General features: G+C 71.9%; 10 protein-coding genes. 9 read left to right on the forward strand and 1 reads right to left on the reverse strand.

Features of this window, described 5'->3' with window-relative positions:
- Nucleotides 1–1610 precede the first annotated feature (1610 nt).
- The 6 genes from ACGGAQ_RS09970 (at nt 1611) to mltG (ending at nt 7660) form a co-directional block, all read left to right on the forward strand.
- Nucleotides 1611–2306 (forward strand): hypothetical protein, encoded by a 696-nt coding sequence (locus tag ACGGAQ_RS09970; RefSeq protein WP_354862952.1) that lies wholly within the window; start codon nt 1611–1613, stop codon nt 2304–2306.
- A 148-nt stretch (nt 2307–2454) separates the two neighbouring features.
- Nucleotides 2455–2919 (forward strand): DUF948 domain-containing protein, encoded by a 465-nt coding sequence (locus ACGGAQ_RS09975; RefSeq protein WP_354862941.1) that lies wholly within the window; start codon nt 2455–2457, stop codon nt 2917–2919.
- A 29-nt stretch (nt 2920–2948) separates the two neighbouring features.
- Complete coding sequence (locus ACGGAQ_RS09980; RefSeq protein WP_393046584.1) at nt 2949–3254, forward strand: hypothetical protein; 306 nt, start codon at nt 2949–2951, stop codon at nt 3252–3254.
- A complete protein-coding gene (gene alaS / locus ACGGAQ_RS09985) occupies nt 3251–5929 on the forward strand; it encodes an alanine--tRNA ligase (protein ID WP_393046586.1) in 2679 nt (892 codons plus the stop codon). Before ACGGAQ_RS09980 ends, alaS begins: the two co-directional genes overlap by 4 nt.
- 73 nt (nt 5930–6002) lie before the next feature.
- Nucleotides 6003–6461: a Holliday junction resolvase RuvX gene (ruvX, locus tag ACGGAQ_RS09990; RefSeq protein WP_393046588.1), complete on the forward strand. Its 459-nt coding sequence runs from the start codon at nt 6003–6005 to the stop codon at nt 6459–6461.
- Nucleotides 6461–7660 carry an endolytic transglycosylase MltG gene (gene mltG / locus ACGGAQ_RS09995; protein ID WP_393046590.1) on the forward strand — a complete coding sequence of 400 codons (1200 nt, stop codon included), beginning with the start codon at nt 6461–6463 and terminating at the stop codon, nt 7658–7660. The genes ruvX and mltG overlap by 1 nt, the downstream gene beginning before the upstream one ends.
- 88 nt (nt 7661–7748) lie before the next feature.
- Here mltG and ACGGAQ_RS10000 read toward each other — a convergent pair whose 3' ends face one another.
- Nucleotides 7749–8180, reverse strand: a complete 432-nt coding sequence (locus tag ACGGAQ_RS10000; protein ID WP_393046592.1) for a peptidoglycan-binding protein — start codon at nt 8178–8180, stop codon at nt 7749–7751.
- A 243-nt stretch (nt 8181–8423) separates the two neighbouring features.
- On the opposite strand from ACGGAQ_RS10000, the gene ACGGAQ_RS10005 reads away from it, so the two are divergent.
- From ACGGAQ_RS10005 to ACGGAQ_RS10015, 3 genes are all read left to right on the forward strand, one after another.
- The gene (locus ACGGAQ_RS10005; RefSeq protein ID WP_393046594.1) at nt 8424–9266 is read left to right on the forward strand and encodes a shikimate dehydrogenase; all 843 of its coding nucleotides are present in this window, start codon (nt 8424–8426) and stop codon (nt 9264–9266) included.
- 98 nt (nt 9267–9364) lie between these two features.
- Nucleotides 9365–11071, forward strand: a complete 1707-nt coding sequence (locus ACGGAQ_RS10010) for a glycoside hydrolase family 26 protein (protein WP_393046596.1) — start codon at nt 9365–9367, stop codon at nt 11069–11071.
- A gap of 194 nt (nt 11072–11265) precedes the next feature.
- The gene (locus ACGGAQ_RS10015) at nt 11266–13233 is read left to right on the forward strand and encodes a hypothetical protein (protein WP_393046832.1); all 1968 of its coding nucleotides are present in this window, start codon (nt 11266–11268) and stop codon (nt 13231–13233) included.
- The last annotated feature ends 94 nt before the right edge of the window (nt 13234–13327 follow it).

Genomic DNA, 13327 nt, shown 5'->3' on the forward strand with positions numbered 1-13327 from the left:
ACGGGCTGCGAGCCGACCCCGCGATCGACAACGACCCGCGTACGGCCCGGCGTCGTCCCGGCCCGGTCGACCCGGGAGCGCCGGAGCCCGCGGGTCGCGCCCGCCCGGCCGGGGGTGGTCGCCGCCGTGCCGCCGAGCCGGACGCGCCGGTGGTGCCCCGCTCGGGCAACGCCCCACCGATGCCGGAGGCGTCCACCGGGCCCACCAGCGTCGGGCCCACCAGCGCCGGGCCCACCAGCGTCGGGCCTGCCAGCGCCGGGTCCGCCAGCGTCACGTCCACCGACGGCACCGGCCGCCGTCGAGCGGTCCCCGACGACCAGGGCCGACGCGTGCCGACCGGCGGTGAGCCGCGGGCGGACCGCCCGGAGCGGCCGGCCGACTGGCTGCGTCAGGCCGGCCGGCTGCCGCACACCGACCCCGGCCTGCCGGTGGTCAACCGCCGAGGCGGTGATGCGCAGGCCCCGACCGCGAACCGCCCCGTCGGCCGCCGCACCGCCCCGCCGCCCGCCGGTGACCTGACCGATCGCTCCGGTGGTCCACTCGCCGTACCCGATCCCGCCGCGGAACGCACCGCCGGCCGCCGTCCCGTCGGGCCACCGGCCGACCCGGGCGCGGACGCTCCCACCGGCCGCCGGGCCGCCCGGCCCGGTGGGCCAGATTCCACCGGAGAGCAGCCGAGCGGGCCCGTGCCTCATCCGCCGGTCACCGGTGAGCGGCCCGTCGGCCGTCGGGCCGCTCCGGGGACCGCCGCGGATCCGATCAACCGACGCCGCCGCCCGCCGGCCGACTCCGCCCCCGACGGACCCACCGGTCGTCCCGGGCCGGCCGACGACCGCGGCGACGACCCGTATGCCGGCCCCGCCGGCGGCGGGCGGCCCGCGCCCGTCCGAGGCGCCCGCTCCGCCCCGACCGGGGGGCGGGCCCGACCCGCGCCCGGCGAGGCGCCGGTCTCCGGCGCCGGTCGCCGTGGTCCCGACGGTCCACCCCGTCCCGGCGTCGGCATGCCCGAGCGGGGTGCCGCTCGCCCCGACGGCCCGGCTCGTGCGGCCGTGCCGCCGGGTGCCGGTCCGGACGGTCCGCCCCGGCCGCGCCCCGACGGCTCGGCTCGCGCCGCCGTGCCCCCAGGTGCCGGCCCGGACGCCCCGGCCCGTGCCGCCGGGCCGCCGGGCGTCGATCCGGATCGTCCCGCTCGTGCGGCGGTGCGCCCGGGCGTCGGCCCGGACGCCCCGCCCCGGCCCGGCTCGGCCCGGCCCCGTCCGGACGGTCCGGCCCGTGCGGCCGTCCCGCCGGGCGCCGGTCCGGACGGTCCGGCTCGCGCCGCCGTCCGCCCGCCGGGCGTCGGGCAGCCGCCCGTCGGCGACGACCGGGCGGGCGCCGAGCACGCCGGCCCCGGGTCACCCGTGGCCGCGCGTGCCGCAGCCCCGCGACCGGCGGACCGCGCCGCGGGCCGTGCCCTGCCGCCGCCGCGCGAGGCCGGCCGGCCCGAGCCCAGTGGTGTCGCTCCCGTGCCACCGTCCGGCCGGCCCGGCGAGCCGGTCGGTGTGGCCCGCGCCGCCGTCGTGGTGCCCACCGCGACCGCGCCGGTCGCCGAACCGGCCGACGGGCCCGCACTGCGCGCGGCCGGCCAGGACGCGTCCGCCGACGACGACGCCCCGGGCGCCCGTTCCGAGGTACGCCGGCAGTCGCGCGAACGACGGCGGCTGCGGGTGGCCGTCCTGGCACTGGTCAGCGTCGTGCTGCTCGGCGCGGTACCGCTCTTCTTCGGCGTCCGCACGCTGAGCCGGGACCCGGTCTTCGACAACCTGGACCAGCTCGCGGTGCCCGCGTGGGCCGCGACGAAGACCGTCGACGACGTCAGCGGCAGCCGCTGGTGCCTGCTCGACTGCCGGCTGCGCGAGCGCACCGTCACCTCGGAGAAGTCGCCGGAGGAGACGGCGAAGGTCTACGAGGACGCGCTGCGCCAGGACGGCTGGCGACCGTGGAAGGTGAGCCGCTGCCCGGAGCAGGAGACGAAGGGCAGCTACACGTGCTGGCGTCAGGACGAGCTGACCCTCGACCTGTGGGTACGGGCGCCGGCCTGCGTACCGCCGCCGGTCGACGGGGAGCCGGCGATCGTGCCGTCTCCGGAGCCGTCGGCCGCTGCGGGGGAGTGCACCGGCTCGTTGGTGTCGGTGAAGGTGCGCAACGCGATCGACGACGAGCGGACCAGGCCGCAGCCCAGCACCGATCCGTCACTGACCGGAGAGGACCCGTTCCCGACGGTCAGCGGAGATCCGCTGGGCGACGTGACACCCTCACCGTCCTGAGCCGCTCTCCATCACGGACGGTAGGGTCTGGGGCTGGCGGGCCCGCCCGTACCCGGCGACCGGCGACGGCTCGGTGGGTTCGGTGGGCACCAGGTTGTGCGTTCCGGGGACGTCGGGTCCGGCGGAAATCTGCTTGAGGAGGACACGCGTGGGCGACATTTTAGAGGTCGCGGCGCTGATCGCGGCGTGCGCGTTCGCGGTGCTGGTGCTCATCCTGACGCTGCCGATCCTGCGGCTGCGGCACACGGTGGACGCCACCACGCGCATGATCAACGACCTCAACGATCGGACGGCGCCGCTGCTCGGCGACGTGAACACCACGGTGAAGAACGTCAACGTCGCCCTGGAGCAGGTGCAGACCTCGCTCGACGGCGTGAACCTGCAGCTGGCGAAGGTCGACACGATGACCAGCCACGCCCAGAACGTCACCGCAAACGTCGCCAACCTGGCCACCGTGGTCTCCGCCGCGGCCGCGAACCCGCTGGTCAAGGTGGCCGCGTTCGGCTACGGCGTGCGCAAGGCCGCCGCCGGCCGCCGGCACGCCGAGACCGAGCGCGAGGTGCGCGACACCATCAAGCAGCAGCGGCGGGCCGCCCGGCGCGGCAACCGCTGACCGGCCGGGCCAGCAGGAGGTAGCAAGACATGAGGCGGTTGTTCTGGCTCGGCATCGGCGTGGCCGTCGGCGTGATCGTGGTCCGCAAGGCGACCCGGACCGCGCAGGCGTACACCCCGGCCGGCATCGCCAGCACGTTGTCGGAATCCGCTGGCGGCCTGGTGGAATCGCTGCGTAGCTTCGTAGAGGACGTCCGGATCGGGATGGCCGAACGCGAGCAGGAGATCCACCAGGCGTTCGCCCAGGGCGAGGCGTTCGACGACCAGTTCGCCGAGTTGCGGGAGTCCCCGCGGATCGGCGATCGAGACATTTTTCCGGAGGAACACCAGCGATGAAGACGGCGGAGATCAAGCGGCGGTACCTCGCGCACTTCGAGGCGAACGGCCACGCCGTGGTGCCGTCCGCTCCGCTGCCCGCCATCAGCGACCCGAACCTGCTGTTCGTCAACGCCGGCATGGTGCAGTTCGTGCCCTACTTCCTGGGCCAGCAGACCCCGCCGTACCGGCGGGCGGTCAGCGTGCAGAAGTGCATCCGCACCCCGGACATCGACGAGGTCGGCAAGACCAGCCGGCACGGCACGTTCTTCCAGATGAACGGCAACTTCTCCTTCGGTGACTACTTCAAGGCCGGCGCGATCCCGCTGGCGTGGGAGTTGTCCACGAAGCCGATCGCCGAGGGTGGTTACGGGCTGGATCCGGAGCGGATCTGGCCGACGATCTACCTCGACGACGACGAGGCGTTCGAGATCTGGCGGTCGGTGGGTGTGCCGGCCGAGCGGATCGTCCGCCGGGGCAAGGCGGACAACTTCTGGTCGATGGGCATTCCCGGGCCGTGCGGTCCGTCGTCCGAGCTGTTCTACGACCGGGGCCCGGAGTACGGCCGCGAGGGCGGCCCGGCGGTCGACGAGGACCGCTACATGGAGTACTGGAACCTCGTGTTCATGCAGTTCGAGCGCGGTCCGGGCACCACCAAGGAGGACTACCCGATCCTGGGTGACCTGCCGGCGAAGAACATCGACACCGGCATGGGCCTGGAGCGGATGGCCTCGATCCTGCAGGGCGTCGACAACCTCTACGAGATCGACGAGGTTCGGCCGATCCTCGCCCGGGCGGCCGAGCTGACCGGCAAGCGCTACGGCGCGCACTCCGGGCACGTGGCCAGCGAGTCGCACCCGGACGACATCCGGCTGCGGGTGGTCGCCGACCACGTACGGACCGCGCTGATGCTGATCGGCGACGGCGTGACCCCGAGCAACGAGGGCCGTGGCTACGTGCTGCGCCGGATCATGCGCCGGGCGATCCGGTCGATCCGACTGCTCGGCTGGCAGGATCGGGCGCTGCCGGAGCTGCTGCCGGTCGCGCGGGACTGCATGGCGCCGTCGTACCCGGAGCTGGCGACCGACTTCGACCGGATCGCGCAGTACGCGTACGCCGAGGAGGAAGCCTTCCTGTCGACGCTGCGCGCCGGGACGACGATCCTGGACACCGCGATCGCCGAGACCCGCACGGCGGGCGGCACGGCGCTGTCCGGTGCGAAGGCGTTCCAGCTGCACGACACGTACGGCTTCCCGATCGACCTGACCCTGGAGATCGCGGCGGAGCAGGGCCTCACGGTCGACGACGAGGGCTTCCGTCGGCTGATGGCCGACCAGCGGACCCGGGCGAAGGCGGACGCGCAGGCCCGCAAGACGGGGCACACCGACGTGTCGGCGTACCGGTCGGTGCTCGACGCGGGTGGCCCGGTGACGTTCACCGGCTACAGCGAGGTGGCCCGCGAGTCGCGGGTGCGGGCTCTGCTGGGCGCCGACGGCCCGCGTCAGGCGGCGACCGAGGGTGAGACCGTCGAGCTGGTGCTCGACACGACCCCGTTCTACGCCGAGGGTGGTGGCCAGCAGCCCGACCACGGCATCATCACCGTCGGCGACGGGCAGGTCGAGGTGCTCGACGTGCAGCAGCCGGTGCCCGGCCTGATCGTGCATCGGGCCCGGGTCATCCGGGGCGAGGTGCACCCCGGCGACACCGGCTACGCCGAGATCGACACCACTCGGCGGCGGGCGATCTCCCGGTCGCACACCGCCACCCACCTGGTGCACCAGACCATGCGCAACTTCCTCGGCGAGTCGGCCACCCAGGCGGGTTCGCTGAACGCGCCGGGCCGGCTGCGGTTCGACTTCAACACCCCGACGGGTGTGTCGCCGACCGTTCTGCGCGATGTGGAGCAGCAGGTCAACGAGGTGCTCCTGGCCGACCTGGAGGTGCACGCCTTCATCACCTCGCTGGACGAGGCGCGGCGGATCGGCGCGATGGCGCTGTTCGGCGAGAAGTACGGCGAGGAGGTGCGGGTCGTCGAGGTGGGCGACTACGCCCGCGAGCTGTGCGGCGGCACGCACGTGGCCCGCTCGGCCCAGCTCGGCCTCGTGAAGATCCTCTCCGAGTCGTCCATCGGCTCCGGTGTCCGCCGGGTCGAGGCGCTGGTCGGGATGGACGCCTTCGGCTTCCTGGCCAAGGAGCACCTGCTGGTCTCCCGGCTGGCCGAGCTGTACCGGGTGCCCAACGACCAGGTCGCCGACCGGGTGGAGCAGACGGTCACCCAGCTGCGGGACGCGGAGAAGGAGCTGGAGAAGTTGCGCGCCCAGTTGGTGCTGGGTGGCGCGGCGGCGCTCGCGGCGCAGGCCAAGGATGTGCGCGGGGTGGCGTACGTGGGTACCGAGGCGCCGGAGGGCGCGGCCGGTAACGACGTACGGACCCTGGCGCAGGAGATTCGCGGCAAGATCGACCCGGCGCGGCCGGCGGTGGTCGCGGTGGCGGCCCGCGCGAACGGCAAGGCGTCGCTGGTGGTGGCGGTCAACGCGGCCGCTCGCAGTCGGGGCCTGGCCGCCTCGGACCTGGTGAAGGCGGCGTTCTCCGGGCGCGGCGGGGGCAGCCCCGACCTGGCCCAGGGCGGCGGCCTGCCGGCGGCCGAGGCGCCGAACCTGCTGCTCACCGTCGAGAAGGCGATCACCGAGGCGTGATGGAGGGTCATAGTCGACCAGGGCGGGCCGATCGGTCCGCCCTGGTTCGTCGGCAGCCGAGGGGTGACCATCGGTGAGCGGCTTCACACGGGGCGTTCGCATTGGCGTGGACGTGGGTCAGGTGCGGGTCGGGGTGTCCCGCTCGGATCCGGACGGGGTGCTGGCCACGCCGCTGGTCACCCTCGCCCGCGATCTCACCGCCGCGCCGGACGCCGTGCCGAGCGACCTTGCCCAGCTCGCGGCGCTGGTGGCCGAACATGAAGCGGTAGAGGTTGTCGTCGGCCTTCCGGTCAACTTGGCCGGCAAACACGGCCCGGCAGCGGTCGGTGTGAAGGCGTACGCTGACCGACTGGTCGATGTGATAGCGCCCGTACCGGTAACGCTTACCGACGAGAGGATGTCGACCGTGGTCGCTTCTCGTAGGCTTGCCGAGCGTGGCGTCCGAGGTAAACGTCAACGTGCGGTTGTCGACCAGGCGGCCGCGGTGGAGATCCTGCAGAGCTGGCTGGACGCGCAGCGGAGGCGGACGTAATGATCGACGATCTGGATCTTGGATTTGACGAGCCGGAGCGGGGTGAGAAGGGCCGGCACCGGCGCAGCTTCGTCCGTAAACGCAACGGCGGCTCCAGCTCCGGGGGTCGCGGCAAGACCTTCCTGGCGCTGCTGATGGCCCTGCTCCTGTTGGGCGGTATCGGTGGCGGCGCGTTCTACGGGTTCGACCGGATCCAGAACTACTTCGTCACCCCCGACTACGACGGCGCCGGGTCCGGTGAGATCACTGTCGAGATCAAGAACGGCGCGCTGATCGCCGACATGGCCGACACCCTGGTGGCCGCCGACGTGGTCAAGAGCCAGAAGGCGTTCATCGAGGCGGCCGAGGCCAACTCACGCAGCAAGAACATCCAGCCGGGCACGTACAAGCTGCGCAAGCAGATGAGCGGCGCGAGCGCCGTGACGGCCATGCTCGACCTGAAGAACAAGATCGTCAACGGGCTGACCATCCCCGAGGGCCGCACCAGCAAGAACATCTACAAGCTGCTCTCGGACAAGACCAAGATCCCGGTCAAGGAGTTCGAGGCCGCCGCGAAGAACCCGGAGGCGCTCGGCGTCCCGGACTGGTGGTTCAAGCGCGACGACGGCAAGAAGGTCGTCAAGTCCATCGAGGGCTTCCTCTACCCGGACACGTACGAGATCCCGCCGAAGGCCACGGCCGAGAGCATCCTCAAGCTGATGGTGGACAACTTCCTCTCGGTGACCGGCGAGATGAAGTTCGCCGACCGGGTGCAGAAGGAACGCAAGGTCAGCCCGTACGAGGCGCTGATCGTGGCGTCGCTCGCGCAGGCCGAGGCCGGAAACAAGGACGACCTCGGCAAGGTCGCCCGGGTGGCCTACAACCGGGCGTACGGCGAGTTCCCGTGCAACTGCCTGGAGATGGACGTCACGGTCAACTACTACCTGGAGTCGATCGGCAAGCCGACGAAGTCGTCCAAGCAGATGACGGCGGCCGAGTTGGACGACCCGAAGAACCCGTACAACCGCAAGCTGCCCGGCATGATCCCCACCCCGATCAACAACCCGGGCAAGGAGGCCCTGGACGGGGCGATGGACACGCCGGTCGGTAAGTGGCTCTACTTCGTGGCGATCGACAAGCAGGGCCACTCCGCCTTCGCCGATACGTATCCCGAGCACCAGCGCAACGAGGCCAGGGCCCGCGAGGCCGGCATCATCTGACGATTTCCCGACCACCGAAAAGGCTCCCTTCCCGACCTGGGAAGGGAGCCTTTTCGTCAGCTGTGAAACACCATTGACGGTGTCATTGTCAGTGGCTTGTGCCGGTCCATGAGCCGGTGCGCGGGTTCAGGAACGTCCACACCCCGTTGCTGTTCTGCTTCCGCAGCGCGAACGTGCGGTTGTAGCCGTAGTAGAAGTAGCCGGTCTGGGTGCTCGTGTCGTAGCCGGTGTTGCGGTTGACCGCGCCGTACGCCTTGCCCCAGGTCTGCGGCCCGACCGACCCGTCGATGCCGATGTTCATCACGTCCTGCCAGGTCCTGGTCTTGGCGGCGGTGTTGGAGCCGAACTCCCCGTCGATGAAGCTGGTGCCGACCGTGCCGCTGAGGTCGTCGGCCCAGATGATGGCCTGCCAGAGGCGCACGATGTTGCCGGCGCGCACGCACGAGCTGGACGCGCACAGCTCGTGATTGTCCGACCAGCTGCCCGCCGCGCTGTCCGCACGTGCGGGTGCGGCGGCCATCAACGAAATGCTGAAGGCCGCGGCAATCGCGATGAGGGTGCGGAGAATGCGTTTGTTCAAAGGTTTCCCCTTTGTCGATCGACCGTCCCGTCGCAGGAATGCTTTCACTGGTGTCGATGGCCGTCAAGCGATTGACCATCGTCGCAGCCCCGACGGGTAGTGCGGTGGCCGGTGCGCTGGGTAGGGTCGAGCCGACACGTGGAAAGGGGCGGAGATGACGCGGACCGTGGCAGGTGCCCGGCGGTGACCGAGCCGACCCGTCGCGCCGCGGTGCTGGGCAAGCCCATCGCGCACTCCCTCTCCCCGGTGATCCACACCGCCGGCTACGCCGCCGCCGGGCTGACCGGGTGGTCGTACACCCGGGTCGAGTGCGCGGCCGCGGAGCTGCCGGCCCTGGTCGCCGGCCTGGGCCCGGAGTGGGCCGGGCTGTCGGTGACCATGCCGGGCAAGGAGGCCGCGCTCGCCGTGGCCGACGCCGCGTCGCCGGTCGCCGTCGCGGTCGGCGCGGCCAACACGTTGGTACGCCGCCCGGACGGCTCCTGGTACGCGGACAACACCGACGTCGGCGGCATGGTCGAGGTGCTCACCGGGGCCGGGGTGGCGCCCGGCGCCGCCCTGACCGTCCTCGGCGCGGGGGGAACGGCCCGCGCCGCGCTCGCCGCCGCCGCACGGCTGGCGTGCTCCTCGGTGACGGTGGTGGCCCGCCGGGCCGAGGCCATCGACGAGCTGCGCCCGGTCGCCGACGCCCTCGACGTGGCGCTGACCGGTGGCGCCTGGGCCGACGCGCCCCGACACCTCGCCGTCGCCGACGTGGTCGTCTCCACGGTGCCCAAGGGCGTCGCCGACCCGCTCGCCGGCGTGGCGACGTGGCGATCGGGTGGGGTGTATTTCGACGCGCTGTACGACCCGTGGCCGACCCCGCTGGCCGCGTCCGCCCGCGCGGCCGGTCTGCGGGTGGTGTCCGGATTGGACCTGCTGCTGGCGCAGGCGGTCGGCCAGTTCGAGCAGTTCACCGGCGTTGCCGCGCCGGTCGAGGCGATGCGGGAGGCGCTGATGGCGGCCCGTCGGGGCGCCTTCCTTAGCTGACGGTTAAGACGCGCTTACGGGAAACTGTCCTGCCCACGACATCCCCTGGTCGTCGATACGCTGCTCACGGTTACCGCAGCAGACACAGGGAGTTCTCCTTGACCAGGCATGGACTGCACCGCATCACCCGGCTCCGCAACGGTCCCCGGCGCAAGGCGATCGCCATCGGCGTGGTCGGCGGTGCGGTGGTGGCCGGAATCGTGGCGACCATGATGCCGCTGCTGGCCAGCGACGACCTGTCGATCCGCGCGGTGGCGGACACCACCGCGACGATGGTGACGCAGGACGGCGACAACGCCACCAAGACGACCCTGGCGACCTGCCCGGCGCGCTGCGACGGCAACCCGCGCGGTGGCCGCGAGGCGGTCGTCGAGTTCGCCGTGACCAGCGTGCCGGCCGCCGCGGTCAACGTCCGGGCGACTCTGCGCATGCACGCCTGGCAGCAGTTCGCCGCCACGGTGACCGCGCACGCCTCGTCGTTGAGCGCCCGCGAGACGCGCCCGGCCCCGGCGGCGGCGAGCCCCGCGCTGGACACCGTCGCCGGCGTGGCCAAGGGCGTCAACGAGTGGGACGTCTCCAAGCTGGTCACCGGCAACGGCACCTGGACGGTGTCGCTCGCCCAGACCGGCCTGGAGACCCGCGTCTACTGGGCGTCGGTCGAGAACCGCAATCCGGAGCTGCGACCCAGCCTGGTGATCAGCTACGACCTCGGCAGCGGGCCGACGTCCGCGCCGACCACCCGACCGGCGCCGCCGCCCTCGCCGACTGTCGCGCCGACGACCGCCGCGCCCCGGCCCACGCCGACGGTCGCGCCGACTCGTACGCCGACCCCGACCCAGAGCCCCACCCTCCCGTCCGGCAAGTGCGGCCAGGTGTCCGACACGCTCGTGCCGTCCTGCGGCGCCTGGTGGGGGATGTACTCACCGGCCAACGCGGGCAGCGGCTGGGACCACGGCAAGGCGATCACCGACGTCGAGGCGCAGGTCGGGCGCAAGTTCGACATCGTGCACCGCTACCACGACTTCTCCAACGCCGGCAGCAACGGCGCCTTCCCCGACGCGTACGAGACCCAGCAGATGCGCGAGGGCCGGCTGATGTTCTTCGCCTGGGAGTCCCGCGACTTCTCCGCAGGCACGACGTTGAAGTGGTCCGAGATCTACAGTGGCCGGCAGGATGCCACCATCGACGCGGTCGCCGGTCGCATCCGCGACGCCAAGGTGCCGGTGTTCCTGGGCTTCGACCACGAGCCGGAGGACGAGCCGGGCAAGGGCAGCGACGCCGACTTCGTCCGGGCCTGGAAGTACGTGTACGAGCGGTTCGCCAAGGCCGGCGCGGACAACGCCGTCTGGGTCTGGACGATGATGGGCTGGTCCGGGCACTACTCCCGGTACGCCGGCCTCTACCCCGGCGACCGGTACGTCGACTGGGTGGCCTACGACCCGTACAACTTCCACGTCTGCAACGGCAGCACCGTGTGGAAGAGCCCGAGCACCACTGTGGACGGCTTCTACCGCTGGCTCGACGAGAACGGCATCGGGGCCGGCAAGCCGCGGATGCTCGCCGAGTTCGGCACGAACTTCGACGCCAAGGACCCGGGGGCCAAGCAGCGCTGGTTCCAGGAGTTCCCAGCGGCCCTGAAGGCCCATCCGAAGATCAAGGCTGCCATCTACTTCAACTCGCCGGGCATGACCAGCCGCACGGCGACCTGTGACATGACGATGAACCACGACGCCTCCGCGGTGGCCGGCTTCACCCAGGCCGGCAAGGACGCGTACCTGCGGCAGCCCACCGGAGGTAGCCGCTGACGAGATGACGACACCGTGACGACGCACGCCGTTCATCGAGGGTCAGCCAACTGATCCTCCGGCGTTCTGTCGGCTAGCAGATTCAGGCACCGCCCAATCGGCGGATGCGCCTACCAGGCTGGGCGAGGCACGCTACCTCGGGTTCTCATCCATCTTGGAGGCGCAGCGTGCCCAAACTCTCGCACTTGTGGCGTTTGTCAGTACGACGTCGTACTCGGGCGGGGGTGGTCGCTCTGGCGGTCGTCGCCGCGGTGCTCAGCGTGCCCTCGGTGTCCTCGGCGGCGGTGGTGCCGGTCCCCGGGACCGCGACCCTGGTGTCCGCGAATCCCAGCGACACGACACCGCACGCCCGCGACGGCGAGACCCGCGCCTTCGCGCAGGTCGGCAACACCGTCTTCGTCGGCGGCAGCTTCACCCAGCTGCGACAGACCGCCAGCTCCGCGTGGATCACGCAGCGCTACCTCTTCGCGTACGACCGGACCACCGGCACCATGTCCACGAGCTTCCTGCCGGTGCTCGACGGCGCGGTCAACACGTTGCTCGCCGGCCCCGGCGGCACGCTGATCGTCGGCGGCGCCTTCAAGAACGTCAACGGCGTCTCCCGCAAGAACCTGGTCGCGCTGAACCCCGCGACCGGCGCGATCATCGACAGCTGGGTCGGGCGCTCCGACGGCGGCACCGTCCGCGACCTGGTCCTGTCGGGCAACTCGCTCTACGTGGCCGGCGCGTTCAACTGGCTCAACGGCACCGCGCACGCCGGTCTCGGCCGGCTCAACGCGACGACCGGCGCGATCGACCCGACGTTCGCCGTCGACGCCACCGTCGGGCGGCACGGCACCACGTCGTACGTGTGGACGATCGACGTCACGCCGGACGGCGGCACCCTGGTCCTGGGTGGCAACTTCACGCTCGTCAACGATCTGCCGCGTAACCAGATCGCGCTTGTCGACCTCACCGGCACCCCGACGGTGCTGGACTGGAGCACCGAGAAGTACGTGCCGCCGTGCGCGGCCCCGGCGACGTTCGTGCACTACGTGCAGGACGTGCGGTTCGGCGAGGACGGCAGCTGGTTCGTGGTCGGCTCCAACGGCGGCGGCGGTTGGCCGACCGCCTACTGCGACGCCCTGGCCCGTTTCGAGACCCCCGCCCGGGGTGCCGGCCAGCTCGCCACCTGGATCGACTTCACCGGCAACGACACCATCACCTCGGTCGAGGTGGCCGACAACGTCATCTACCTCGGCGGGCACTTCCGGTGGCTGAACAACCCGAACGCCAGCGACACCGCCGGCAACGGCGCGATCGACCGGCTCGGCATCGGCGCGGTCACCCCGGCCACCGGCCTGCCGGTGAACTGGAACCCGCGCCGCAGCGGCAGCGCCTCGATGCCCGCCGGCACCACCGCCTGGGGTTCCGCGGTGCCGGTGCTCTGGCGCGGCTCGGACGGCCTCTACTTCGGGCACAACTCCGACGGCATGGGCGAGGAGTATCACGGGCGGCTCGGCATGTTCCCGCTCGCCGGCGGGCGTACGTTCACCGCGAAGAACCCGCCGTCGGCGACCACCGGCAACCTCTACCTGGGCACCGCCCCGGGCACCGTGACCAAGGTGCCGTTCGACGGCGCCGCGCTGGGCACCTCGACCGCGGTCAGCCAGCCCGCCTACACCGCCGCCGGCGCGACCTGGCGGGTCGACGACCGGATCTACTGGGCGCACACCGTCGCGGGAACGCCCACCGGCAGCCGGATCGACGTCTCGCTGTTCAACGGCGGCGCGATCGGGTCGCCGTGGGAGGCGTCCGGCTACAACGACTGGTTCAACCCGGCGCTGCTGACCGGGGCCTTCTACCTCGACGGCCGGCTCTACTACACCCGGACCGGCACCAACACCCTCTACTACCGCTACTTCGAGATCGACGGCAACTATCTGGGCGCCACCGAGTTCGCGCTGCCCACCACCGGCGTCACCTGGTCGGGTGTGCGCGGCATGGCCTGGGTCGGCGGTCGAATCGTCTACGGTGCCACCGACGGCACGCTGCGCAGCGTGCCGTTCGACCCGACGGCCGCGCCGACCGCCGTGGTCAACGGCGCCACGGCGACGGTCATCGCCACGGCGACGCCCGGGTTGTCCTGGTCTACCCCCTCGATGTTCTTCTCCGTGCAGTAAGGGTCAACCGTTGGTAACGGAGCATCGGTAGATTGTTCGCGTTGGGTCGGCGGCGGGACCACCGCCGCCGACTCCACGACGTGGGGGAGGGGTC

Source organism: Micromonospora sp. NPDC047557 (assembly GCF_043205095.1).
GTDB lineage: Bacteria > Actinomycetota > Actinomycetes > Mycobacteriales > Micromonosporaceae > Micromonospora.

Coding starts and splice junctions, on each gene's coding strand:
- ACGGAQ_RS09980 (WP_393046584.1), top strand. CDS start 2,949: ATGAGGCGGTTGTTCTGGCTCGGCATCGGCGTGGCCGTCGGCGTGATC.
- alaS (WP_393046586.1), top strand. CDS start 3,251: ATGAAGACGGCGGAGATCAAGCGGCGGTACCTCGCGCACTTCGAGGCG.
- mltG (WP_393046590.1), top strand. CDS start 6,461: ATGATCGACGATCTGGATCTTGGATTTGACGAGCCGGAGCGGGGTGAG.
- ACGGAQ_RS10000 (WP_393046592.1), bottom strand. CDS start 8,180: ATGGCCGCCGCACCCGCACGTGCGGACAGCGCGGCGGGCAGCTGGTCG.